Origin of the sequence: Mesorhizobium sp. M1182 (assembly GCF_040318335.1) — a bacterium.
Lineage (GTDB): Bacteria > Pseudomonadota > Alphaproteobacteria > Rhizobiales > Rhizobiaceae > Mesorhizobium.
The window spans coordinates 25,898-49,478 of sequence record NZ_JAMYMD010000025.1; the positions used below are offsets into that span (position 1 = coordinate 25,898).

Annotated in this window: 28 protein-coding genes and 1 tRNA gene; 12 read left to right on the forward strand and 17 right to left on the reverse strand. The window is 62.2% G+C overall.

Annotated elements, in window-relative coordinates; genetic code table 11:
* Positions 1-268: 268 nt before the first annotated feature.
* The 8 genes from NKH33_RS23965 to NKH33_RS24000 all read left to right on the forward strand — a co-directional run bounded on the left by NKH33_RS23965 (position 269) and on the right by NKH33_RS24000 (position 6,164).
* The gene (locus NKH33_RS23965) at positions 269-658 is read left to right on the forward strand and encodes a hypothetical protein (RefSeq protein WP_352921770.1); all 390 of its coding nucleotides are present in this window, start codon (positions 269-271) and stop codon (positions 656-658) included.
* 33 nt (positions 659-691) lie between these two features.
* On the forward strand, positions 692-1,132 hold the full coding sequence (locus tag NKH33_RS23970) for a hypothetical protein (protein ID WP_352473549.1): 441 nt from the start codon (positions 692-694) through the stop codon (positions 1,130-1,132).
* A 113-nt stretch (positions 1,133-1,245) separates the two neighbouring features.
* Complete coding sequence (locus tag NKH33_RS23975; RefSeq protein ID WP_352921771.1) at positions 1,246-2,241, forward strand: Do family serine endopeptidase; 996 nt, start codon at positions 1,246-1,248, stop codon at positions 2,239-2,241.
* Positions 2,242-2,278: 37 nt separating this feature from the next.
* The gene (locus tag NKH33_RS23980; protein ID WP_352921773.1) at positions 2,279-3,685 is read left to right on the forward strand and encodes a lysozyme inhibitor LprI family protein; all 1,407 of its coding nucleotides are present in this window, start codon (positions 2,279-2,281) and stop codon (positions 3,683-3,685) included.
* A gap of 87 nt (positions 3,686-3,772) precedes the next feature.
* A complete protein-coding gene (locus NKH33_RS23985; protein WP_352921775.1) occupies positions 3,773-4,591 on the forward strand; it encodes an autotransporter-associated beta strand repeat-containing protein in 819 nt (272 codons plus the stop codon).
* Between the two features lie 100 nt (positions 4,592-4,691).
* Positions 4,692-5,099 carry a lysozyme inhibitor LprI family protein gene (locus NKH33_RS23990; protein WP_023678958.1) on the forward strand — a complete coding sequence of 136 codons (408 nt, stop codon included), beginning with the start codon at positions 4,692-4,694 and terminating at the stop codon, positions 5,097-5,099.
* 116 nt (positions 5,100-5,215) lie between these two features.
* A complete protein-coding gene (locus NKH33_RS23995) occupies positions 5,216-5,716 on the forward strand; it encodes a hypothetical protein (protein ID WP_352921777.1) in 501 nt (166 codons plus the stop codon).
* 76 nt (positions 5,717-5,792) lie between these two features.
* Positions 5,793-6,164, forward strand: a complete 372-nt coding sequence (locus NKH33_RS24000; RefSeq protein ID WP_352473554.1) for a DUF4087 domain-containing protein — start codon at positions 5,793-5,795, stop codon at positions 6,162-6,164.
* 129 nt (positions 6,165-6,293) lie between these two features.
* Here the strand turns inward: NKH33_RS24000 and NKH33_RS24005 are convergent.
* The 9 genes from NKH33_RS24005 to NKH33_RS24045 all read right to left on the reverse strand — a co-directional run bounded on the left by NKH33_RS24005 (position 6,294) and on the right by NKH33_RS24045 (position 14,973).
* Positions 6,294-6,378: transfer RNA gene (locus tag NKH33_RS24005), tRNA-Leu, on the reverse strand.
* A gap of 73 nt (positions 6,379-6,451) precedes the next feature.
* Entirely contained in the window at positions 6,452-7,072 is a 621-nt protein-coding gene (locus NKH33_RS24010; RefSeq protein WP_352473555.1) for a 2,3-bisphosphoglycerate-dependent phosphoglycerate mutase, read from the reverse strand.
* 58 nt (positions 7,073-7,130) lie between these two features.
* On the reverse strand, positions 7,131-7,964 hold the full coding sequence (gene dapB, locus NKH33_RS24015; RefSeq protein ID WP_352473556.1) for a 4-hydroxy-tetrahydrodipicolinate reductase: 834 nt from the start codon (positions 7,962-7,964) through the stop codon (positions 7,131-7,133).
* Positions 7,961-9,820 (reverse strand): ABC transporter ATP-binding protein, encoded by a 1,860-nt coding sequence (locus NKH33_RS24020; RefSeq protein ID WP_352921779.1) that lies wholly within the window; start codon positions 9,818-9,820, stop codon positions 7,961-7,963. The genes dapB and NKH33_RS24020 overlap by 4 nt, the downstream gene beginning before the upstream one ends.
* A gap of 119 nt (positions 9,821-9,939) precedes the next feature.
* Entirely contained in the window at positions 9,940-10,965 is a 1,026-nt protein-coding gene (locus NKH33_RS24025) for a glucokinase (protein WP_352921781.1), read from the reverse strand.
* Positions 10,966-11,086: 121 nt separating this feature from the next.
* Positions 11,087-12,178 carry a penicillin-insensitive murein endopeptidase gene (gene mepA, locus NKH33_RS24030; RefSeq protein WP_502906760.1) on the reverse strand — a complete coding sequence of 364 codons (1,092 nt, stop codon included), beginning with the start codon at positions 12,176-12,178 and terminating at the stop codon, positions 11,087-11,089.
* A gap of 56 nt (positions 12,179-12,234) precedes the next feature.
* Positions 12,235-13,143 carry an SDR family oxidoreductase gene (locus NKH33_RS24035; protein ID WP_352921785.1) on the reverse strand — a complete coding sequence of 303 codons (909 nt, stop codon included), beginning with the start codon at positions 13,141-13,143 and terminating at the stop codon, positions 12,235-12,237.
* A complete protein-coding gene (gene queG / locus NKH33_RS24040) occupies positions 13,140-14,300 on the reverse strand; it encodes a tRNA epoxyqueuosine(34) reductase QueG (RefSeq protein ID WP_352458450.1) in 1,161 nt (386 codons plus the stop codon). The genes NKH33_RS24035 and queG overlap by 4 nt, the downstream gene beginning before the upstream one ends.
* Positions 14,281-14,973 (reverse strand): glutathione S-transferase family protein, encoded by a 693-nt coding sequence (locus tag NKH33_RS24045; RefSeq protein ID WP_023678968.1) that lies wholly within the window; start codon positions 14,971-14,973, stop codon positions 14,281-14,283. Before NKH33_RS24045 ends, queG begins: the two co-directional genes overlap by 20 nt.
* 162 nt (positions 14,974-15,135) lie before the next feature.
* Here NKH33_RS24045 and NKH33_RS24050 point away from each other — a divergent pair, with 162 nt between their 5' ends.
* On the forward strand, positions 15,136-15,942 hold the full coding sequence (locus tag NKH33_RS24050; RefSeq protein WP_023678969.1) for an undecaprenyl-diphosphate phosphatase: 807 nt from the start codon (positions 15,136-15,138) through the stop codon (positions 15,940-15,942).
* Positions 15,943-16,036: 94 nt separating this feature from the next.
* Positions 16,037-17,287 carry a flavin-containing monooxygenase gene (locus NKH33_RS24055; protein ID WP_352921788.1) on the forward strand — a complete coding sequence of 417 codons (1,251 nt, stop codon included), beginning with the start codon at positions 16,037-16,039 and terminating at the stop codon, positions 17,285-17,287.
* A 307-nt stretch (positions 17,288-17,594) separates the two neighbouring features.
* On the opposite strand, the gene NKH33_RS24060 is transcribed toward NKH33_RS24055, so the two are convergent.
* The 4 genes from NKH33_RS24060 to rsmI form a co-directional block, all read right to left on the reverse strand.
* Entirely contained in the window at positions 17,595-17,831 is a 237-nt protein-coding gene (locus tag NKH33_RS24060; RefSeq protein WP_254817997.1) for a metallothionein, read from the reverse strand.
* A gap of 83 nt (positions 17,832-17,914) precedes the next feature.
* Complete coding sequence (locus tag NKH33_RS24065; RefSeq protein WP_352921790.1) at positions 17,915-18,874, reverse strand: complex I NDUFA9 subunit family protein; 960 nt, start codon at positions 18,872-18,874, stop codon at positions 17,915-17,917.
* A gap of 204 nt (positions 18,875-19,078) precedes the next feature.
* Positions 19,079-19,456, reverse strand: a complete 378-nt coding sequence (locus NKH33_RS24070; protein ID WP_023678973.1) for a YraN family protein — start codon at positions 19,454-19,456, stop codon at positions 19,079-19,081.
* Complete coding sequence (rsmI, locus tag NKH33_RS24075) at positions 19,449-20,375, reverse strand: 16S rRNA (cytidine(1402)-2'-O)-methyltransferase (protein ID WP_352921792.1); 927 nt, start codon at positions 20,373-20,375, stop codon at positions 19,449-19,451. The genes NKH33_RS24070 and rsmI overlap by 8 nt, the downstream gene beginning before the upstream one ends.
* 176 nt (positions 20,376-20,551) lie before the next feature.
* Here rsmI and NKH33_RS24080 point away from each other — a divergent pair, with 176 nt between their 5' ends.
* Positions 20,552-20,737 (forward strand): hypothetical protein, encoded by a 186-nt coding sequence (locus tag NKH33_RS24080; protein WP_352921794.1) that lies wholly within the window; start codon positions 20,552-20,554, stop codon positions 20,735-20,737.
* A gap of 7 nt (positions 20,738-20,744) precedes the next feature.
* Positions 20,745-20,930, forward strand: coding sequence for a hypothetical protein (locus NKH33_RS24085; RefSeq protein WP_352877014.1), 186 nt, complete (start codon positions 20,745-20,747; stop codon positions 20,928-20,930).
* Between the two features lie 72 nt (positions 20,931-21,002).
* Here the strand turns inward: NKH33_RS24085 and NKH33_RS24090 are convergent, their stop codons facing one another.
* Genes NKH33_RS24090 through NKH33_RS24105 form a run of 4 tightly spaced genes read right to left on the reverse strand, consistent with a single transcriptional unit; the run spans position 21,003 to position 23,563 of the window.
* Positions 21,003-21,326 carry a low molecular weight protein tyrosine phosphatase family protein gene (locus NKH33_RS24090; RefSeq protein ID WP_352921796.1) on the reverse strand — a complete coding sequence of 108 codons (324 nt, stop codon included), beginning with the start codon at positions 21,324-21,326 and terminating at the stop codon, positions 21,003-21,005.
* Positions 21,327-21,330: 4 nt separating this feature from the next.
* Positions 21,331-22,494 carry a radical SAM family heme chaperone HemW gene (gene hemW / locus NKH33_RS24095; protein WP_352539789.1) on the reverse strand — a complete coding sequence of 388 codons (1,164 nt, stop codon included), beginning with the start codon at positions 22,492-22,494 and terminating at the stop codon, positions 21,331-21,333.
* Entirely contained in the window at positions 22,491-23,138 is a 648-nt protein-coding gene (gene rdgB, locus NKH33_RS24100; RefSeq protein ID WP_352614790.1) for an RdgB/HAM1 family non-canonical purine NTP pyrophosphatase, read from the reverse strand. The genes hemW and rdgB overlap by 4 nt, the downstream gene beginning before the upstream one ends.
* A 14-nt stretch (positions 23,139-23,152) precedes the next feature.
* Entirely contained in the window at positions 23,153-23,563 is a 411-nt protein-coding gene (locus NKH33_RS24105) for a VOC family protein (RefSeq protein WP_352473571.1), read from the reverse strand.
* Between the last annotated feature and the right edge of the window lie 18 nt (positions 23,564-23,581).

Below are 23,581 nucleotides of genomic sequence, written 5' to 3' on the forward strand. Positions count from 1 at the left end.
GGACGGGGCACTAAGCATGGAGAGGAATATTGACACTCGCTAATGCGGCGGCCCCGGCCGGGAGCGTTCGACCCGACGCAAGAGACTACGGCAACCGTCGGCTAAGTCGTCGAATGCATCGCCCACAGCCTGGCTCTCGTTTGATGGCCGGCGAAGCTTTGCCCTCCTCCGATTGGCGCCAGCCTTCGCGGCAAAAGCGGGGATCGCCGCCTGCAATGGCCTTCCGATATGGACGATGTCCGCCGCCAGCCAGTCGGAGGAATGAATCATGAAATTCGTAATCTATGCGACCTTGGCCACAGCTTTGATGGCGACCGCCGGTTGTACCACCGACGACTACGGCGGTTGTCGCGGAAAGGGCTGCCTGGCTGATCGGCCCCATAAAGGTGGCCGACAGATTGACTATCGGCCGCAGTTCGACAGGAACGGCAATCCCAACTTCGATACCAGGGGCCGTTACATCGGCTGCCATGGGCTCGGATGTAAAGTCGACGATCCTGATGACGGGGATCAAAGTATCGACGACAGACCGCAGTACGACAGAGAAGGCAATCCCAACTTCGATACGCAAGGCAACTACCAAGGCTGCCGCGGCATCGGCTGCGAGGTCGATACACCGGACGATGACAATTCATCCGACGATGACGATTCCGATTAACGGACTCGGGGGCGAACAAGGAGGAAGCCAATCATGTCTGAATTCAGCGGCCTGGTCCGGCGACATGCCAAAATCGTTATGGTCGGCCTTGCGGGGTTGGGAATGGCGCTGACGTCCGCTTTCGCTGCGAATAACGCCTGTGACGGTATAAAGGTCGAAGTGACGAAGGCGCGCAAGCAGGAATATGCCCCTCTAGTCGTCTCGGCGATGACCAATAAGTTCAAGCCCGCTCAGGCAAAGTTCTTCACGATCATGGAGAGCGGCAGCTGGAGCGCCGCCTACGTCTCCACGCCGGTGAGCGACGACGGCGTGATGTTCTTCCAGACAGTCGACGGAAAGAAGCAGTTTCGCGACGTGTGGGGCGGCTATGCCGAGCCGTCGGAAAAACCTGAACTGGTATCCTGGGCGAAGAAGCTCGGAGCGCCGCAAGACCTGGCAAAGTGTTTTGCCGAGGAAGTTACGGAACGACGGTGATGATCGCTGGAAATTGCCGCTGACCGTTGGTGCAGGGGGAGAATGATTGGTGAGCGCTCCGGGGCGCCGGGGCTCTGAGATCGACTCCAATCATCAGCTGCAGGATGTGCAAAATGCAAACCGTTCGAAAATCCAGACTGATAATGCAGCTCGCCCGTGCATTGGCAACTTCAGTGAAAATGACGGCTGTTGTGAGTGTAGCTGTCCCGCACACGATCAATGTTGCGTATGCCAGCAAATATGATCTGCCGAAACCCTATGTTTCCCGGGCTCTTAACGCGGTTCTGATACCGATCAATCACGCCTCTCGGCACCGCTACCAGATCCCGCCCAAGCTTCGCGGCGTGTATGTCCTGGCCGTTGCACCCCACGGTGTTGCCGCGCGGCAAGGCATCCGACCGGGTGACGTGCTTGCCACAGTGCGGCATCAGCCGATTTCGACGCCGCGCGATGTCGATAGGTTCGTTTGGGCCGCCCTTGCCGCGAGTGCCACCAGTTTCCTGTTTGGCGTGAACCGCGGGACAGAAGTCACAGACGTCGTCGAGGTCAACACCAACATCACCGTCAACAACTTCAACACCAACATCTCGGTCAACAATATCTCCCAATGGACGAGCGTCGACAATCGAGAGGAATGGACGCAGATCGTCGATGAGTATGACGAGGAGATGGAGACGGGCCTCAATGACACAAGCTATCGCGGGGACGACTCGCTGCCTGGGGACGCCAGTCCAGACGCAAATGTGTCTTCTCCCGATGCTGACGACGACGATACCAGCACCGACACTGACGACAATAACCCGGCCGACAGTACCGACGACAACAGTTCCGATCAGGACGATTCGAGCGATCAGAACGACGATGAAAACTCAACAGACGGTGATGATGACAAGAACAGCACCGACACCGACGACGATAGCACGGATGACGATGCGTCGGATGACAGCACTGACAACAATGATTCCGATGATCAGGACGATTCCAGCGATCAGAATGACGATGACGACCCGTCGGCAGATGGTGAAGACGAAAACAGCACCGACAGTAATGACGATACGTCGGATGACAGTAACGACGCTGACGGATCGGACGATGACAATGCCAACTAGCGGCGACCGTGCCGGCAGTTCTAGACCGAGGACATCGATGAAAACCGCGATGCTGACCGCTGCCATCGTTCTGGCCATGCCGGCTTTCGCATTTGCCCAGGACAAGTGCAACGACGCCGCCAAGGATCAGTCCGCCCCGAACGAGTGCGCCGATGCCGCGTCCAGGAAATCCGACAAGAAGCTCAACGAGCTTTACAAGCAGATCGAAGGCCGCCTGAACGACGACGCGGATATCAGGACGCTTCTCGTTCAAGCACAGCGGGATTGGGTCAAATTTCGCGACGCAGAGTGCAGTTTCCAGACCGCAGGAGCGGCCGGAGAAAGCGCAATTCCAACGCTCATCGCGGAGTGTATGGACGGCCTGACGCAATCCCGTGTCAAAGATTTCGAGGGTTACCTGCAATGCAGGGAAGGCGATGCGAGCTGCCCCGTTCCGGCAGCGAACACATTACATGCCGTACCTGCCGTGGCCGAGGAGAACGGCCAGACCGGCCTTGCCCAGGCTGCCGACCCGATACCCATTCCATTGCAACATGTTGTTGGGCACCTCGGAACCGGCAGCGATGAAGTCATCTACCACAAACTCGGGATTGCGTTGGGCATCAATGGTGCCAAGCCTCGTCTGTTCGAATTCGACACCGGGTCGGATGAGTTCAACGCTGAGATCGATTCGAGTGTCCCTGGCGTAGAGCCGGTGCGCGGCAGCAAGCCCGAAATGTACCCCTATGGAAACGGCACCTATGGAGGTTGGGTACAACAGGCCCGGGTCGACAGCCTGTCCTATTACGATCCAGATGATCCCTCGGAGCCTGCCGTAACCTTTGACGGCGGCTTTAGCGTAGGTCGGGTGGTGGATTACGTCTTCACCAAGGATTTCGGCGACTTCGAGGATGCGAATGTGACGCAAAAGCCCGTGGGCCACCATGGCGATACGCCGGTTTATGCGGATCTTGATGCGCGCAAGAGCATGAAGAATGGCGAACCCGGTAACGAGGCGCCGTTTTACGGCGTCTTTGGAGCCGGCGATTTTATCGATAAGGGGGACCAGACCGCCGCTCCTGGCAGTCAGACGCAAAGCGGCTATGTGGTCTCCGCCAATGCAAATCTTGGAAAGAGGACGACACCGGGCTGCGCTCCCTGCCTGACGCTGAATTTGTCCCCCAGTCTGAGATCCCAGTTTACGGCCCTGATACCGTGGGGCGAACTGGATTACGAATTCCTCCAGAGACGATTCCCGCGATCAGGCGCGAATGCATCCAGTCAGTACGAAGGGTCTTACCGTTATAAAATTTCCTTTGATCATAAGGGAAAGAAGCAATCGGTTGATTTCAGTGGACCTGTTTTATTGGATACAGGCACGACAAGCTTTATTTATATTACAACAGAATCTATTTTGAATAAGCTTCAGTCGGGAGGATTTCATATTGCTGAATTTGGTGATTAGATAGTCGACTTCAAGTTTTTTGGATTCGATGATGGTATAAATAACCGTGAATATGATGATGTCGACATTCTCCGCCAAAGCGATGAGATGAAAGTCGGCGGTCTCATTCTCGGTCTGCCATTCTTCGAGTCCAATTCCATAATGAATGATCTGGAAAACAGGACGACCGCATATTCACCTTATTTTGTCAGCGCTGCTAACTTTACGACAGACGCGGCTGCCAAGGATCAAGTGCAGCTGAATCGCGCGACCAGCGATGCTGGAAGCAACGGATGGCTCGGACTGGCCGGCATCGTCTCCGGCGCCGGCGACTTCACGATCGAGAAGGACGCGGACGTGCGCATGACCGGGGCCAATACCTACACGGGCACAACCCACATCGCGGCCGATGGCTATCTTACTCTGGCCGGGCCGGGCAGCATCGAGCATTCCTCGCGCGTCATAGTCGACGGTGTGCTCAACATCGATCAGAAAGGAAACCACCTGAAGCCCTGGGGAGTGGCGCACTCCCTGAACGATACGGCCATTCGCAACCTTGGCGGTAAAGGCGAGGTCTATCTGGGCGCGGGCAGACTGATCCTGACAGCAGCCGACGGGCAATTTGATGGAACCATCGCGGACTTTGATGACGCCGGCGACAGCGGCGGCCTCGTTGTTGCCGGTGGCAAGCTGACGCTGAGCGGCAAGAACAAATATTCGGGCATGACGGAAGTGGTGGCGGGAGCGGAGTTGCACGTGACCGGCTCTTTGACCGGTGACGTTTCCGTCTCGGGACTGCTTGTCGTTGACGGAGAGGTCTCCGGCGAAGTCATGGTCAAGGAAGGCGGCACGCTGACCGGCTCAGGAAAGGTCGGCAACGTCACGGTCGCCGAAGGTGGCAAAGCTGATCCAATGAAAACCAGATAATCGGGCCATGGGCCGATCGTGGCAATAACGGACAGCTGACGAGAACATAGGGCGGGGCTGAGCAACTTAAGAGCTTGACTGCAATCGGAAAGGGAAATCGATGAAAATAGCGATATTGACTGCTGCCGTGGTTCTGGCTGCGCCGACATTCGCCCTTGCCAAGGACAAGTGCGCCGATGCCAAGGATCAGGCCACCATGAATCAGTGCTTCGGTGCCGAGTTCCAGAAATCCGACAAGAAGCTCAATGAGCTTTACAAGCAGATCGAAGCCCGCCTGAAGGACGATGCGGATACCAAGAAGCTTCTTGTTCAGGCACAGCGGGATTGGGGCAAGTTTCGCGACGCGGAGTGCAGTTTCCAGACCGCAGGCGCGGCCGGAGGAAGCATGATGCCAATGCTCATCGCGCAGTGCATGGACGGCCTGACACAATCCCGTGTCAAAGGTTTCGAAGGCTATCTGAAATGCCAGGAAGGCGACATGAGCTGCCCTGTTCCGGCCGCGAACTGACACGTGCCACAGCTGATCTGATCACGATGATGTCGGCGGCGAGCGTGATGTCGCCGCCAGACATGAAAGGATGCGAGGGCATCATCATTGCGTAAGGGACTTGAGGGAGGTGGATTGTGAAACGCTATGGATCGTCGCTCGCAATGACGATTGCGGCATCTGTACTGTTGGCATGTGTCGTGCCGGCAACAGCCCAGACTGACATGAGCTTCGACGTCAACGTCACGCTGTCCAAAAAGGCAGCTGCCAAGCTCGCGGCTGAAAAGGAGGGGATCGTTGTCTTCGCCTCCTATTACGGCGACCCCAAGCCGAGCGCCGCGAAGCACGCCAACGAAGTCGGCCTGATCGATCTCACACCGCACGACGAAGAGGTGGAGATACCGGGCACAGGCGGCCACGCCCGCATCAGCGGCGCCAAGGTCGACGCAAAGCGTCTCGACTGGCTTGCCGGCCCTCCCGATGTCAACGTCAACGTTGCGTCGGCGCGCAAGAGCAGCTCGGTCAATCTGATCGGCTGCGATTTCATCGACGGTCCACTCAGCAACGTCCAAAGGGCGCCCGTGACGCTTCATTGCGGATTGATCGAAGAACATGTGGACACGAAGTTGAAGCCATAAGGCTCGCAAAAGTCATGCGTCCCCGGCGCCAACGGATCGGCGGCACGACCTGACCTACTTCAGGGAGGAGATATTCATGCGCCCACTGTTCGCTATCTGTGTCTGCCTGGCTATCATGTCCTTGTCTGCAGCCGCCCATGCCGAGCGCCGTTGTGGCTGGTACTCCAGCCCGACCCCCGGCAACCTCGTCCTGACCGACAGTGACGGGGATTGGTGGATCCAGATGCAGGGACGCCCGGATCCCAAGGGCATCGACAATGTGCCGGCCTTTGACGAGCGGCAATTCGTCGAGACCAATGTGCCTGGTTCGGGTCACGGCTACGGATGTGCGTGCATGAACGTCGTAACCAACGCCAAGCAACAGAAGATCACCAGAGTGATCTCGGGCCAAATCCTTCCGCTGCTGCGCTGTCGCAACGACAGATCGCTGCCTAACCCGGACGGATAATTGTTGGATATCTTGTGGATACCATGGCTGACGGTAGGCAGCCTAGAGCATTGGATCAAGAAAAAGCCCGGCAAACCGGGCTTTTTCTTGGGTCTCTGAAACCGCATCAATCGGTTCGAAACGGGAATTTGGTGCCCAGAAGAGGACTCGAACCTCCACTCCTTGCGGAACACGGACCTGAACCGTGCGCGTCTACCAATTCCGCCATCTGGGCTGGTGCGCGCTCATTAAGCGGGCGAGGGATGAGTGTCAACGCGCTTTTTTGAAAGCCGCGTTCCTTCTCCGGCTCAATGCTCCAGCACTTCCTTCGACGCCACCGTGGAATCGGCGTTGAGCGTGTAGATGATCGGCACACCGGTGCCGAGCTCGAGCTTGACGATCTCCTCGCCCGATTTGCCGTCCAGCGCCATGATCAGCGCGCGCAGCGAATTGCCGTGCGCGGCCACCAGCACGGTGCCGCCGCGCAGCACATGCGGTTGCAGATCGTGCAGGTAATAGGGCCAGACGCGCGCGCCGGTGTCCTTCAGGCTTTCACCGCCGGGCGGCGGCACGTCATAGGAGCGGCGCCAGACATGCACCTGCTCCTCGCCCCATTTCTTGCGCGCATCATCCTTGTTGAGGCCGGAGAGATCGCCATAGTCGCGCTCGTTCAGCGCCTGGTCGCGAATGGTCTCGAGATCGCTCTGGCCAACGGCGTCGAGAATATGCTGGCAGGTCTTCTGCGCCCGGATCAGCGACGACGTGAAGGCGATGTCGAACTTCATGCCGCGCGCCCTGAGCTTGGCGCCGGCCGACTTGGCCTCGGCATGGCCCAGTTCGGTCAGGTCGACGTCGCGCCAGCCGGTAAATAGGTTCTTCAGGTTCCATTCGCTCTGGCCGTGGCGCACGAGCACGAGAGTTCTCGACATATTTGCTCCTTCAAATCTTGTGGATCAGCCAAGTCTGTGGATCAGCCAAATCTGTGGATCAGCTTGTCAGGCCGAGCACGTCCCGCATCGAATAGAGGCCCGGCTTGCGGCCGCGCGCCCACAGGGCTGCCTTGACCGCGCCGCGGGCAAAGATCGCCCGGTCCTCGGCATGATGGGCAAGCGTGATGCGCTCGCCGGTACCGGCCAGCACGACACTGTGGTCGCCGACCACCGAGCCGCCACGCAAGCTGGCGAAACCGATCGAGCCTGCCTTGCGCACACCGGTATGGCCGTCGCGCACGCGAACATCGTTGCCGGCAAGTGCTACGCCGCGCCCGGCAGCGGCGGCCTCGCCGAGCAGCAGCGCCGTGCCCGACGGCGCATCGACCTTGTGCCGGTGGTGCATTTCCAGGATCTCGATGTCGAAATCGTCGGCATCGAGCGCGCGCGCCGCCTGCTCAACCAGCACCGCCAGCAGATTGACGCCGAGGCTCATATTGCCTGACTTGACCACCGTCGCGTGCCGCGCCGCCGCCGCGATCCTGGCATTGTCTTCAGCCGAGCAGCCGGTGGTGCCGATGATATGGGCGATGCGCGCCTGCGCCGCGTAGCCGGCGAATTCGACGGTCGCCGCCGGCGTGGTGAAATCGAGCACGCCGTCGGCCTTGGCGAAGGCCGGCAGCGGATCGTCGCCGATCGCCACGCCGAGCCTGCCGACGCCGGCCAGCTCGCCGGCATCCTTGCCGAGATGTGGCGAACCGGCCGGCGCGATGGCGCCGGCGACACGCGCGCCCGGTATCGTGTGGATGGCGCGGATCAGCGCCTGGCCCATGCGGCCAGCCGCGCCCACCACCACCAGGCCCATTTCACTCACGGTCGGCGTGTCGCTCATGAATGTCTCCCGACCGCCTTTTTCGCGTGATCATTTTGCGCCGCAGTCTGGATTGGCTTGGCGTCATCGACAAGCCCCAGCCCTTTCCTGCCTTGCACCCGATGGAACCGGGCATAGACGCTGTGCGGGTCGGCCATCAGCGAGGCATGCGTGCCCTGTTCGACCAGCCGGCCCTGCTCCAGCACGATGATATGGTCGGCATTGACCACCGTCGACAGCCGGTGCGCGATGACAATGGTGGTGCGCCCCTCCATGACATGGATCAGCGCTTCCTGGACGCGGGCCTCGGCCTCGTTGTCGAGCGCCGAGGTCGCTTCGTCGAGCAGCAGGATCGGCGCTTGCCGAACGATGGCGCGTGCAATCGATACGCGCTGGCGCTGGCCGCCCGACAGCGTCACGCCATTCTCGCCGACCGGCGTGTCGTAGCCTTGCGGCTGCTGGCGAATGAAATCGTGTGCCGCGGCCTGTTGGGCGGCGCGTTCAATCTCTGCGTCGGTGGCGCTCAGCCTGCCGTAGCGGATGTTGTCGCGGATGGTGCCATCGAACAGATAGGGCTGCTGCGATACATAGGCGATCGAGCCGCGCAGCGAATGCTTGGTGACCTTTGAAATGTCCTGGTCGTCGATTTCGATGCTGCCCGACTCGACGTCGTGGAAGCGCTGCAGCAGCGCAACCAGCGTCGTCTTGCCGGCGCCCGAGGCGCCGACGATGGCGGTCACCTTGCCGGCGGCGGCGACAAAGCTCAGGTCCTGCAGGACCGGCGCCTCTTCGACATAGCGGAAGGACACGTTGTTGAAGCGCACTTCGCCAGAGGTGAATTTCGCCTCGGCGGCTGCCGGCACGTCACCTTGCTGCGGCTCGAGATCGAGAAGCTCGTAGATCATGCGCGCATTGACCAGCGACTTTTCCATACCGACCTGCATGCGCGCCAGCCGCCTGGCCGGATCATAGGCAAGCAGCAGGGCGGTGATGAAGGCAAACACCGCGCCCGGCGGCTGGCCGCCGACGGTCGCCCGGTAGCCGGAATAGGCGATGACGCCGGCGACCGCGAAGCCGGCCAGCATTTCGGAGATCGGCGTCAGCCGCTCCGAGACGCGGGCGATCTTGTTTGCCCGCTGCTCGGCGCCCGCGACGAGGCCGCCGATGCGGCGCGACAGCTCGTCTTCCAGGGTGAAGGCCTTGACGATAGCGATGCCTTGCGTCGCTTCCTGCATGGCGCCGATCAGCCGCGAGTTGATCTGCACCGATTCACGGGTGATGCGACGCACCCGGCGCATCAGATAGGTGACACTGTAGATCAAGGGCGGCCCGATCAGCAGCGACATCGCCGAGAGCATCGGGTCCTGCCAGATCATGACGCCAACCAGCGCGACAAGCGATACGGCATCGCGCGCCAGCGATGTCAGCGTCATCGACAGGAGATCGCGGATGCCGTTGACGTTCTCGTTGATCTGCGCGGCGAGCCGGCCCGAGCGGGTGTCATTGAAGAAGCCGACGCCGAGCTTCATCAGATGGTCGAAGATGCGGCGTTGATAGCGCGCCACCAGATTGTTGCCGATTTTGGCCAGCGTCACTGCCTGGCCGTAGCTGGCCAGGCCGCGCAGCATAAAGGCGGCCAGGATCGACACGCTGATCAGCGCGATAAGATCGCCGCGCCGTTGGTAGAAGATCTGATCGATGACATCCTTCATGATCCAGGCGGTGAAGGCGGTCGTCGCCGCGATCGTCACCAGGCACAGCACGGCAAGAACATAGTACCAGCGATAATCGCGGCTGTTTTCGGCGATGATGCGGCGGATCACCGCCACGATCTCGCTGGGACGGACTTTCCCTTTGGTTGGTGCTGGAAGTGTCAAGTTGGAGCGCTTTGTGGTTTCGGTTCGGCCGGGCTGCAATTCGGCAACCTCTTAACGCCCCGATGGCGGCTTGCCTATGGCCGAGGACGGCGAAACTTCGTCGCGGCGCAGCTTGTATCCTAAACCCGCCAGCGCCGCCCCGCCGTCTGCACGCCGAACAGCGACGGATTTCTGGCATAGGCGGCCAGCCCTAAAAGCGCCGCCAGCGGATGGGTGATGACATAGGCCGGCATGCTGCGCATCAGGGCGCTGTGCGGCGCCTTGTCCTCGAAGGCGGCGCGGAAATTGCCGGTGCGCAGTGCCGGCAGGATTTTTTGCGCGATGCCGCCGGTGAGAAACACGCCGCCGCGGCTCATGAACACCAGAGCGAGATCGCCGGCGGTGCGCCCCAGGCAAGTGACGAAGATCGACAGCGCCTCTTCGGCCACCGGATCGTTCTTTGCCAGCGCCGCGGCGGTGACCTCGGCAGGCGTTGTAAAGGGCGACGGCTTGCCGTCCGCCCTGGCCACCGCCCGGTAGGCATTGACCAGGCCGCGTCCGGACAGGATCTGTTCGCCGGAGATGCGGCCCTCGAGCTTCTCGATATGCGGAAACACCTGGAAATCGCGCGGCGAGCGCGGGCCGATATCCATATGGCCGCCCTCGCCGGGTACCGGTATCCAGTGATGCAGCGCATAAACCAGCCCGGCGACACCGAGCCCGGTTCCCGGGCCGAGCACCACCCGCCCGGAATTCGGTTCCGGCTCGTCACCGCCGATCTTTTCCATATGCTCTTCACCAAGCGCGACGACAGCCAGCGCCTGTGCCTCGAAATCGTTGAGCACCACGACGTCGCTGAGGCCGAGACTGGCGAACATCTGTCTTGGTTTGACGATCCATGGGCAATTGGTAAGCGGGATTTCGTCGCTCTCGACAGGGCCTGCCACCGCCAGCACAGCTGAATTCGGCCGGACCGACGAGCGGTCGAGCACGGCCGACTGGATCGCCTCGTCGATCGTATTGAAATTGGCAGTCTGGACGATGGTCGGCTCGCCGGCTTCGGAATTCGCGTCGAGCACGATGGAGAAGCGTGCATTGGTGCCGCCTATGTCACCGATCAGGATCGGAAATCGCAACAGAGTGTCGTCGTCGCTTACGCCTGGCATGCTCTCGTCCGTTCCCGACGCGTATCGCCGTTCTCTCGTTGACTAGCGCATGACCGCAAAAAGGGAAATCGGTTTTCGAAGTGGAGATGCACGGATGCAGACAGCGAACACGCTGCCCGCATCAGTGCCCCGGTCGTGGCCGCGGCAGCGGAATGCCGAACTCGGGGGTCGCCATAAAGGCGTTCGCCGAGGCCGGAAGCGCTGCCGCGCCGGCTGCGACCGTCGGCGGCGGCGAAGGTTCTGCCGCGAGAGCGGGTTCTGCCGCGATCGGTACGCCGTCGCCATAGTAGGTGACTGCTTCCGCCGAGGGCGGAGCCGGCGCGTCGAGCACGAACTGGCATTGCCTGGGCAGGTTCGCCATCGTCATCACGTCGCGTGCCTTCGGCTTGTCCGGGTTCTTGTTGGGGCGCCACGGCCCCTCGGTGAACCACCAGGCCAGCGCCTGGTCGCAGCCATCGCCCGCCGCCGTCGCTTCCTGCGCCTTGCAGGCGGGTGACCCAGGCTGGCAGCCGATGCGAATGTGGAAGTGGTAGTCGTGGCCCCAGAACGGCCTGACCTTGCGCAACCAGCCGCGGTCGCCTTTGACGGTGTCGCAGAGCTTCTTCTTGATCCCTGGATTGACCAGGATGCGCTCGACTTCGGGATAGCTCGCGGCGCGCTTCAACAGCCGCGTATGCATCGGCGTCCACACGCCGTCCTTCACCAAGTGGGTTTTTTCATCGACCATCAAGGTAGCGCTGATGTTTTCGCGCTCTTCGGCCGAGAGCTTGCGGTCGGGCATCGGCGTCAGCCAGATGTCGGCGTCGAGGCCGATCTGGTGAGAGGCATGGCCGGTCAGCATCGGCCCGCCGCGCGGCTGCGAAATGTCGCCGATCAATAGGCCCGGCCAGCCGTCGGCGGCAGCGTCGCGCGACAATTTCTCGATCAGCGCGATCATTGCGGGATGACCCCAGCGGCGGTTGCGCGACGGCCGCATCACCTCCCAGTGCCGGCCGTCCATGGGCAGGGCGACGCCGCCGGAAAAACAGCCTTTGGAGTAGAAGCCGATCGATTGCGCTGCTGCGAGTGCCGGCAGCTTTTTGGCGCCAAACAGGTCTTTTGCCCGTTGCTCGGCGCTCGCCGTCTGCGCTGCAAGCGTCAGGCCGGCGACGGCCAGAGCTGCCGTCAGCAGCAGTGTTTTGCCCGGCAAGGCTCGCTTTAACGTCTTTCCCAAGCTGGACCCCTCCGCGATTTGAACCGCATCATACCATAGCCCGCGCAACGTATCGATCATGACCGTTTCATCGGGCTGCGCGCCTCGCCGTCGCGCCAGTCGCCGCTCGCCCACATGGCATCGAGCGCCGAGCGATAGTCGGGAAAGCGAAAGCCATAACCGGCCGCCTTGATCGCCGCGTTGGCGACACGCTTGTTCTCGCCGTAGAAGGACCGCGCCATGGGCGAAAGTTGGGCGGTCTCGAACGGAATTTCGGGCGGCGGCTCAATGCCCATCAATCGGGCGGCATAGGCGACGACGTCCTGCGGCGGCGCCGGCAGGTCGTCGGTGACGTTGAAGATGCCGCCGCGATTGCCTTCGGCCAGATGCCAGAGCGCGCCGGCAATGTCGTCGCAATGGATGCGGTTGAACACCTGGCCCGGCTTGACCAGCCGGCGGGCGGTGCCGTTTTCCAGATTGACCAAGGCGTTGCGGCCTGGCCCATAAATGCCGGAAAGCCGCAGGATCGCCACCGGCCGGCCGGTGTCGTGGCCCAGTTTCAGCCAGTCCTGCTCGGCGGCAACCCTCATCGCTGATCGCTTCGATACTGGCCGGCATTCGGCGGCCTCATCCACCCAATTTCCGCCATGATCGCCATAGACGCCGACGGTCGAGAGATAGGCGATCCATTCGAGCTCCGGCATGTTGGCCGTGACCACCTCGCGAGCCGCACCCAGCACCGGGTCGCCGGCCTCGTCCGGCGCGATCGAGACGACGAGATGGGTTGTCTTCCCAAGCGCATCGCCGATTTCGGAGGTCAGCGTGCCATCGAAACGCAGCGGCACGATACCGGCTTGCCGCAGCGCCGCGAATTTTTCCAGCGACCGTGTTGTACCGAAGATCGCTGTGTCGGCATCCTTGTTGGCGCGGGCAAAGGCCTTGCCCGAATAACCGGCGCCGAAGATGAAAATCTGCTGTTTGGTCACGTATGTGCCTCGATCGGCTTTGGCAGGGCCAGAAGCCATTCGCCTCTCACCGCCTCGTCATCTTCTGCTTGCAAAGCGGCTGCGGCACGTTCGGCAAACTCCCGACCCGGCACCAGCCGCGACAGCGCCCATACCGCAGCTCCGCGAACCAGGGGCGAGGCGTCGTCGAGCAGCGCGCGAACGGCGCCGGCCAGCGACAAGTCCTGGGAATTGCCGGCCGCTATCAGCACGTTGCGGATAAAACGGGCGCGGCCGATGCGCTTGATCGGCGAGCCCGAAAAAAGCACGCGGAAGGCAGCGTCGTCGAGGCGCAGCAGCTCGGCGATCGGCGGTTCGCGCAAGTCCGCGCGGGCGGCAAGCTTTGCCTCCGAAGCGGCTTGGGCGAACTTGTTCCACGGGCACGCGGCCAGGCAGTCGTCGCAGCCATAGATACGATTGCCGATCCTTTCCCGGAACTCATGCGGGATCGGTCCTTTGTTCTCGATGGTGAGGTATGAAATGCAGCGCCGCGCATCGAGCCGGTAAGGCGCCGGAAAGGCGTCCGTCGGGCAAACGTCGAGACAGGCGCGGCAGGAGCCGCAATGGTCGTCCTCAGGCGCGTCCGGCACCAGTTCGGCCGTCGTGAAGATGGTGCCGAGGAACAGCCAGGAGCCATGCGTTCGGCTGACCAGGTTGGTGTGCTTGCCTTGCCAGCCGAGGCCGGCCGCCTCGGCCAGCGGCTTTTCCATCACCGGCGCGGTGTCGACAAACACTTTCACGTCCCCGCCGGCGCGCGCCACGATCTTGCCGGCGATCTCCTTCAGCCGGCCTTTCATCACGTCATGATAGTCGCGGTTCTGCGCATAGGCCGAGATCGCGCCGCGGTCGCGCTTTGCCAGGATGTCGCGTGGGTCGTGGTCGGGGCCGTAATTCATCGCCAGCACGATGATCGAGCGGACCTCTGGCCAAAGCGTCGTCGGTTTGCCTCGCCGCTCGAGCGTTTCGGCAATCCAGCCCATCGAGCCGTGAAAGCCGTCGGCAACGAATTCGGCCAGCCGTTCCGGCGCCTGCGGAATCGCATCGGGCGTGGTGACGGCAACGGCGTCGAAGCCGGCATTCCGCGCCTCGCGGTCGATCAGCGCGCGCAGCTTTGCCGTATCAGAAATCGAGGTCCGCATAATGTGACACCGGCGACAGGCCGCGCACCCGGTCGGACAGAAGCGGCCGGAACGAAGGCCGTGATTTCACCCTTGTATACCATTCGCGCGCGGCGCTGTGTTCGCGCCAGTCGATCTCGCCGAGATAGTCGAGCACCGACAGTGCTGCCGCCGCCGCGAGATCGGCATAGGTGACCTTGTTGCCGGCCAGCCAATGACGGGTGCCGGCCAGCCAGTTGGTGTATTTCATGTGCTGGCGGATATTGGCGCGGGCGGCGCGGATCGCCGCCGAATCGGGCGATCCGCCGCCTGCCGTTTCCGGCATGACCGGCTTCAGAACGCGTTCGCGCACCAGATGCCGGGTAACCTCGCTTTCCGCCTTGTTGAGGTACCAGTCGGTCAGCCGGCGGATTTCGGCGCGCTCCATCGGATCCTCGGCGAACAGCCGCTTGTCGCGCTTGAGTACGCCGCGCGTCTCGTCGAGATATTCGGCAATGACCACTGCGCCGACGATCGGCACGTCGCCTTCGGCGAGCAGGATCGGCAGCGTGCCGGCCGGGTTCAACGCCAGGAACTCCTTGCGCCGCGTCCACGGCTTCTCTTCGATCAGCGCCAGTTCCTCGCCATACTCGCCAAAGGCGAGGCGAACGAAGCGGCAGCTGGCGAACATCGGATGGTGGAAAAGCGTCAGCATGGTCCCGCGATAATAGAGCGCACTGGCAAATCGCCGGCTGCGCCGGTAAGTCTTGGCCGCCCGATTCAGCGGGCTGTCAGGGTGCTGCGACCTATAGGGGGAGTTCCGCGCCATGACAAGCAAGCCCTTTTCTCAAGCCCTCACTCCAACGCCGAGGTTGCCATGGAAAGCCAGACCGTCGTCGAAGCGCTGCTGCTCGGCCTGCTCGAGGGCCTGACCGAGTTTATTCCGGTGTCTTCGACCGGTCATATCCTGCTCGCCGGCCATTTCCTCGGTTTTCATTCGACCGGAAAGGCCTTCGAAATCCTGATCCAGCTCGGCGCCATATTGGCGATCCTCAGCGTCTATTTCCGCCGTCTCTGGAAGATGCTGCTCGAGCTGCCCTACGATCGGCTGACGCGGCATTTCGTCCTTGGCATTCTCATCGCATTCCTGCCGGCGGCCATTATCGGCGCACTGGCGCATGATTTCATCAAGACGGTGCTGTTCGAATCGCCGCGGCTGATCTGCATCATGCTGATCATCGGCGGTGTCATCCTGCTGCTGGTCGATCGCATGAAGCCGAAGCCGTATTACCACGATGTCGAGCGGTTTCCGACCAGACTTTATCTGCAGATCGGGCTGTTTCAGTGCTTGTCGCTAATCCCCGGCACGTCACGCTCGGGCTCGACCATCGTCGGCGCGCTGCTGCTCGGCGTCGACAAGCGGGCGGCGGCGGAGTTCTCCTTCTTCCTTGCCATCCCGACGATGGTCGGCGCCTTCGCCTTCGACCTGTTCAAGAACCGCAATGTGCTAAGCAGCGCCGACTTGCCCATCATCGCCGTCGGCTTCGTTGCCGCCTTCGTCACCGCGCTAATCGTCGTGCGCTTCCTGCTCGACTACGTCTCGCGCCATGGCTACGCGCTGTTCGGCTGGTGGCGGCTGGTCGTCGGCATCGTCGGGCTGGCGGGGCTGGCAATCTGGGGGTGAGCCGGCGCGGATAGCGCAATCCCAGCCGGAACTCTATTCTTGCCCGAAGCCGAGCCATACGATCTTGTGGACGTATGGTTGGCAGGGGGAATGCATGAGCGAAGTTCTTGACGCCCTCGTTATTGGCGCCGGTCCGGCGGGACTCGGCGTCAGTTACTTCTTGAAACGGCAGGACCGCGACCACCGTGTGCTCGATCGAGGCCGGATCGGCGAGACGTGGCGAACGCAGCGGTGGAACTCGTTTCGACTGAATTCGCCGACCATTCGCTCCATCTTACCCGGTGATTCCTACGAGGGGCCCGAGCCGTGGGGCGCGATAAGCCACCACGAATTTGTCGCGTATCTCGAAGGCTATGCCGACCGGCACCGCCTGCCGGTAAGCACCCAAACTCCGGTGCAAGAGCTGACGAGAGACGACGGGATCTTTCGCATCACCACGACGGACGGGGCATTTCTGGCGCGCAACGTGGTGATCGCCACCGGCGACCAGAATCGGCAGGTCCGGCCAGCAGGGTCGGCGGATTTGCCAACCGCAATTGGCCAAGTCGATTCCTCGGCTTATCGCAACCCGGCCGAGTTCGAGAGTGGCGCGGTGCTGGTGGTCGGCAGCGGCCAGTCGGGCGGCCAGATCGCCGAGGATCTGGCGTTGGCAGGACGTGTGGTCTTTTTGGCGACCAGCCGCAACGGCCGTTGGGTGCGGCGCTACCGCGGGGGCAACATACTTAAATGGCTGACGCTGTCCGGTTTTCTCGACGTTCCGCGCAAGGAACTCGTCCTCCCCTCCGGCAAGCTGCAGGCCCGCGCGCTGGTCGGCGCGACCCATACGATCAGCCTGCAATCGCTGAGCGCGCAGGGCGTGGTGCTGCTCGGCCGCTTCAGGGGTGTGGAGAACGGCAACCTCGTCTTCGGCGACGAGCTCGACGACCATATGCGATTTGCCGACGAAGTCTCCGCGAATGCCAAGCGCCTGGTCGACGGGTACATTGAGCGCGCCGGCCTCGATGCGCCACTGGCCGAGGATGATCCGGCCGAGACGGTTGACCCGCGCTTGCCCGATCCTCCGATCCGCTCCCTCGACTGGATGGCAAGCGGCATCAGATCAGTGATCTGGTGCACGGGCTTCACCGGCGATTTCTCATGGGTCCGGCTCCCCGGCGCGCTCGATGCAGCCGGCCAGCCCGTCCACGAGGACGGCGTCAGCGCTATTCCAGGTCTCTTTTTCGCCGGCCTCGATTTCGGATCGACGCGGAAGTCGGGCACCATACCGGCCATTCCAGAGGAGGCGGCCGCTGTCGTGGAGCGACTTGTCCAAGCGGGAGCCGACTTGCCACGGAACGGCGTCTAAACGAGCCGTCGAACGCGGGTTCTTGAACGTGCAAGAACATGACAGCTCTGGCGCGATCAAGACGACGCACGCTGCCTTTTGTCGAAGCGCACCGACAATTTTCCGTAGTCCATTGGTGCGACAGCCAGAAATCGCGGGCACCTTCGATACGGGGCTCCGATTCGCGGCCGACTGCATCCATTGCCTCCATCAGCGTGCGGCGGCCTTGACCTCGGCTGGTCGTCGTCGTGCTGACAGCACTGGCCATATGGGATGAGCCGGCGCAGTCGTTCGGAATGGTCGACCTGGAGACGCCAAAGGAGGTGCGTCAAGGCGCACGATCGGTCAGCGCGCTCGCGCCTTCCTCCGCGGCGCAATGTGCGCAGCAGTAGATGATGTCATCCTGTTCGACGCCATGTCCGATGATCCGGCATCCGCAATGCGGACACGTCGGAGCAAGTTTCTGGACCGCGCATTCGAAGCTGTCGAACGTGTAGGTCTCGTCGGCCATCGTCACGTTGAAAGCCTTGTCGTAGTCATTCCCGCATTGATCGCATCTGGCCATAGTTCTTTTCCTTCTTTCACTGGCTTCAAGCTCGACCAACCTGTCGCGCGGCGATAGGTTCCCGCCAGGATCAGGGGGCCGTCCTAAGCCGGAGACGAGAGCGAGCCTACGCGACGGCGCTGTTCGATCACGCGGATCACCTCGTCAATATCCCGCGGCTCGATGTCGAGTTCCTTCAGGCCAGGCGCGTCGATTGCTGCCACATTGTCCTGACGCATAAGATCGATCTGGTTGCGCGTTATGGGGGCAGCAGCCGGGAGGAGTTCCGCGACGCCAGCCAAGGCGTTCCATACCGCAAACGGCACCGGCATCAGCTTGACGTGCGTATCGAGCTGTCGGGCGATCTCCCGAAGCAGTTCCTTATAGGTATAGATACGCGGGCCACCGAATTCGAATATGGATGAACCCTGGGTTCGCCCGTCGATCAGCCGGCTCACTGCTTCTGCGACGTCTGCCACATAGACCGGCTGAAGCCGTGTGCCACCATCGCCGAACAGCGGATAGACCGGCAGGAGGCGTATCATCCTCACAATGGTCGTGAGGAAAGCGTCGTCAGGTCCTGTCATGACGGCGGGACGCACAATGAAAGCGCCGGGAAATGCACTTTCCACGGCACCTTCTCCGCGCCCACGCGCCCTTATGTAATTCGAATCCGATTGAGGATCGGAGCCGATCCCTGAAATCTGGACGAACTGGTCGATCGCGCGGTCGCGCGACGCGGCAGCGAGATCGGCCGCGGCTTTCACATGCACGCGTTCAAAGGTCTGGACGCCGTGCTCGACGTAAAGACTGACAGCATTCACGACCGCCTGTGATCCGGTGATGGCCGACCCGATCGAGGACGCATCCAAAATATCCGCCTCGACTGCTTCGGGCATCCTTGTAATCGAGGAAAAGACCAGGGGCACGCGAGCCGGATGGCGAGATGCGGCGCGCACCGTGAAACCTCTTTCCAGGAGCCGCTTCACAATCCTGCGCCCGAGAAAACCAGTTCCGCCGAACACGGTGACGATCCGTTCCGGGTTGAGATCGTCGGGATCCATTTGCCTCGCCATCCCTTTGTCCTCGCATAGCTGCCACGAGGACTGCCCTGGCCGGCATTTGAACCAGCCCGTCGAACATCAGGACGATTGAGGAACAACGCAGGAACGCTTTTGTTCCAGTCAGCGCTGGGCGGATGCTTGACAGATCGGCAAACCATGATCTGAACCGCAGGCGCAGCAAAATGGCCCCACTTCGAGAATGGCCTAGTTTCGCCCGTAAAACACATTCTCGACATGCACCGGCCAGCGCCACGGCAGCACCGCCACCATGTCGAAGCGCACCGATAATTTTCCGTAGTCGGATTGGCGCGACAGCCAGAAATCGGCGGCGCCTTCGATGCGGTGCTCCGATTCGCGACCGACGGCTTCCATTGCCTCCATCAGCGTGCGGCGCGCCTTGACCTCGACGATCAGCACCAGATCGCCACGCCGCGCGATCAGGTCGATCTCGCCGAACCTGGTGCGGTGGCGGCGGGCAAGAATTCGGTAGCCTTTCAGCATCAGCGCCGCCGCCGCCAGCCATTCGCCGTGATGGCCGCGCCGGTAGGCCTTTTGCCGGCTGGCGCTCGGCCGTTCAGCCATCGCCGTCTCCGCCGGCCCCGTCTCTTCCGGCATTCTTGAGGTCGAGCAGCCGACGATAGAGCGCCTGCTTCTGGCCACCCGTCATCTTGGCGGCTTCCGCCGCTGCCTTGGAGGCCGGCATCTCGGCGGCGAGCGAAAGCAGCAGCCGGTCGATGTCGGCCGGTTCATCAGCGACCGCATCGGCCGGACCGACGCAGATGACGATTTCGCCTTTCGGCGTGTCGGCTGCCGCGTAGTGGCTGGCAAGCGACTGCAAGGTGCCGGTCCGCATTTCCTCGAAGGTCTTGGTCAGCTCGCGGCCGATCGCCGCCTTGCGGGCACCGCCCAGCACCTCGACCATGGCACTGAGCGTCTCGGCCAGCCGGCGCGGCGATTCGAAGAAGATCAACGTTGCCGGCATCGCCTTCAGCGCTTCCAGCCGCGTCAGCCGCTGCCCGGTCTTCACCGGCAGGAAGCCGGCAAACAGAAACGCGTCCGAGGGCAGGCCGGATGCCGTCAAAGCCGCAAGTGCCGCTGATGGGCCGGGGATCGGCACGACACGAATGCCGCGTTCCAGCGCCTCACCGACCAGCCGGTAGCCGGGGTCGGAGATGAGCGGCGTGCCGGCATCCGAGCTCAGCGCTACGCTTTGGCCGGCCAGCAGCGCCGCGATCAGCTTCGGTCCGGCCTCGCCGGCATTGTGCTCGTGGTAGGCGGTGGTGCGGCGGCGGATGCCGTAGCGGTCGAGCAGCACGCGGCTGACACGTGTGTCCTCGCAAGCGACGATATCGGCGGCGGCGAGCGTTTCCAGCGCGCGCAACGTGATGTCGGCGAGATTGCCGATAGGCGTCGCCACCAGGTAGAGCGCCGGCTCGAGCGGCCGGGCGGCGATTTCGGTCTGCCCGACCACATAACTGCGTTTGGCCGATTCGCCGGTCACCTGCACAACTCCGTTCGACCCTGTTTGGCACGGCTCACGCTTGGTTGCAAAAGCCTGGGTTGCAAAGGCCCTGGTTCCAAAAGGGATACCGACGTGGACCAGCCGCCATGCCTTCGCCATAGTAGGGAACGAAACCGTTGCCGGCGAATTTTACACCTGATCTCGGGAGGAGCAGGATGAACAGCCTGACGATACAGGACGTTTTCGAACCCTACTATGCCGGCCGCAAACGCTTCGCCGCGCCATGCGACAAGAACCTGCCTGCCGAAGCCGCAGATGGCAGAGCCAAGAACCCGCTTGCACGCCAGCGATCGGCAGAGAGCAAGCCCGCAAACGAAACCGACCGCACGATGGAGCACTGACCGGACGATGCCCAATCGCTTCGACATTTTCATCACCCGCCTCGAAACAAAAAGCGCCCGCGATGGCGCAGCGTCACATTCCGCAGACGACCAGCACCACGCCTCACGCGACAAAAGCGAGATCAAGCCGGCCCGTTCCGGAGAGACCAGCGAAAAAGATCGCGCCAAACACCGCCACAAGCACGAGGCTTGATCACCGCAGACCTTCGCGATTGGTCGAGACAGCTCTCGAAAGCGCGGTTGCGCATGCTCCGCGATGTATGATTCAACCCAGATACTTCGAGACACGCGCCTCCAGCAGGCCCACCAGAGCCGGGTCCATGAATGCATAGTCGTCGGGAATATCGAGGCAGATTACTCGAGCCTTTTTCAGGCTTGTCTTGAATTTCTGCTGCAGTTTGGCGCGGTGCATTTTTTCCATCACGAAGATGATGTCGGCCCAGGCGACGAGTTCATGCGTCAACGGAATGTCGGCATCGTGATTAGTGCCGGCCGAAGCGACCTGGATGTCCCGCCGCTTGGAAAACACCTGCTCCGCCGTCGGGCTGCGCAAGCGATCCTGGCTGCAGATGAAGAGAACGTTCTTCAACGTGCTATCTGGCCAAGTCCGCCACGACCGCATCGAGCACGATCATGCCGGCCGGCGTGGCGCGCAGGCGCGCATTGCCGATCGGCGCCACCAGGCCTTCGTCCTGCAGTACCGACAGCCGTGCCGTCGACAGGCCGCGCCCTGAAAATGCCTCGTAGCGGGAAAGGTCGATGCCTTCCGCCAGCCTCAGCCCCATCAGCAGGAACTCGTCGGCCTCTTCCGACCGCGTCAGGATCTCGCCGCCGGTAACGCCATGGCCCTTGGCCTCGACCAGATTGGCCCAAGTCTCCGGCATTTTCTCGGCGATCGTCACCACGCGCCGGCCATTTTCGACGAACCGGCCATGCGCGCCGGGACCGACGCCGACATATTCGCCATAACGCCAGTAGGTGAGATTGTGCCGGCTTTCGGCGCCGGGCCTGGCATGGTTGGAAATCTCGTAGGCCGGCAGTCCGCGCGCGGCGGTGATCTCCTGTGTCAACGCGTAGAGATCGGCGGCAAGCTCATTGTCTGGAATGATGAACTTGCTTGCCGCATGCAGCGCATGGAACGGCGTGCCTTCCTCGATGGTCAGCTGATAGAGCGACAGATGGTCTGCGGCGTGGCCGATCGCCTGCTCGAGCTCCGCCTGCCACGCTTCCGGCGTCTGACCGGGCCGCGCGTAGATCAGGTCGAACGACAGCCGTGGGAATATCTCGCGCGCCAGGCCGATCGCATGCAGGGCCTCATCGACATTGTGCAAACGGCCGAGGAAGCGCAGATCCTTGTCGTGCAGCGCCTGCACGCCAAGCGATACCCGGTTGACGCCGGCCGCGCGATAGCCGCGAAAGCGCTCGGCCTCGACGGAGGAGGGATTGGCCTCCAGTGTCACCTCGATGCCATCAGGCACCGTCCAGTTCTTCGCCACTGCATCCAGCACCGCCGCCACGGTCTGCGGTTTCATCAGCGATGGCGTGCCGCCGCCAAGAAAGATACTGGTCACCTCGCGCGGCCCGGTGCGGCCGCGCATCGTCGCCAGCTCGGCCTCGAAGGCGCGGGCAAAACGCTCCTGGTCGACCGGCTGGTGGCGGACATGGCTGTTGAAGTCGCAATACGGGCATTTGGCCGCGCAGAACGGCCAGTGGACGTAGACGCCGAAACCAGGCCTGCGGTCGAGCAGCATGGTCATACGGCGGCCAATCGGGCTTGCGCGAATTTCTGGAAGGCGCGGGCACGGTGCGACAATGCGGTTGGCTGGCCGGGCTTCCAGCCATGCTTGTCCTTCGCGCTCATCTCGCCGAAGGTCTTCTCGAACCCATCGGGCAAGAACACCGGATCGTAGCCGAAGCCGAGCTCGCCGCGCGGCGGCCATACCAGCGTGCCCTCGACCTCACCGCGAAAATATTCCGCCTGGCCATCGGGGAAGGCCAGGCAGATGACCGCGACAAAGCGGCCCTTGCGCTGGGCAGGCGTGATCGCGCCAACTTCTTGCAAGGCCACTTCCGTGCGCTGCATGGCCATGCCGAAGTCGCGGGAGCCGTCCGGCGTCTCAGCCCAGTTGGCGGTGTAGACGCCGGGTGCGCCGTCGAGCGCATCGACACACAGGCCGGAATCGTCCGACAGCGCCGGCAATCCAGTGGCCTTGGCGGCGGCCAAGGCTTTTATGAGGGCGTTCTCCTCGAAAGTGGTGCCGGTCTCGTCCGGTTCCGGCAGGCCGTATTCCTTTGCGGACTTCGCTTCAATGCCGAATGGCGCCATCAGATCGGCGAATTCTCGCAATTTGCCGGCGTTGTGGCTTGCGACGATGATCTTATGCCCATCAAGCGAATGAATAGTTGGCGAATGCATCAGATGCCCCAAATTCGTGGCTCGGCGAATTCGATCGAATTGCCGGAGGGATCGCGAATATAGATCGAGCGGCCGCCTTGCGGCCACTCGAACTCGCTTTCGATGGCGATTTTCTTCGCCTCAAGATGCGCTTTCCAGCGTGGGATTTCATCCGCGCTTGCGGCGAAGCAAAGATGGCCCTGGCCGACCGCGCCATGCGGCGGCACGGGCAGCTTGGCGTCGGCCCGCGGCGGCACTTTGGTGGCCTCGGCATTGAAGATAAGCAGCACGCCGTCGCCGCAGCGGAAGAAGAGATGCCTGCCATCGACCTTACCGAGCAGATCGAGCCCGAGCACGCCCGAATAGAACCGTTCCGCGGCAGCAAGGTCGGTCACGTAGAGTGCTGATTCCAGGATTGCGGAAGGAGTCACAGGATCGCCAATCTCATC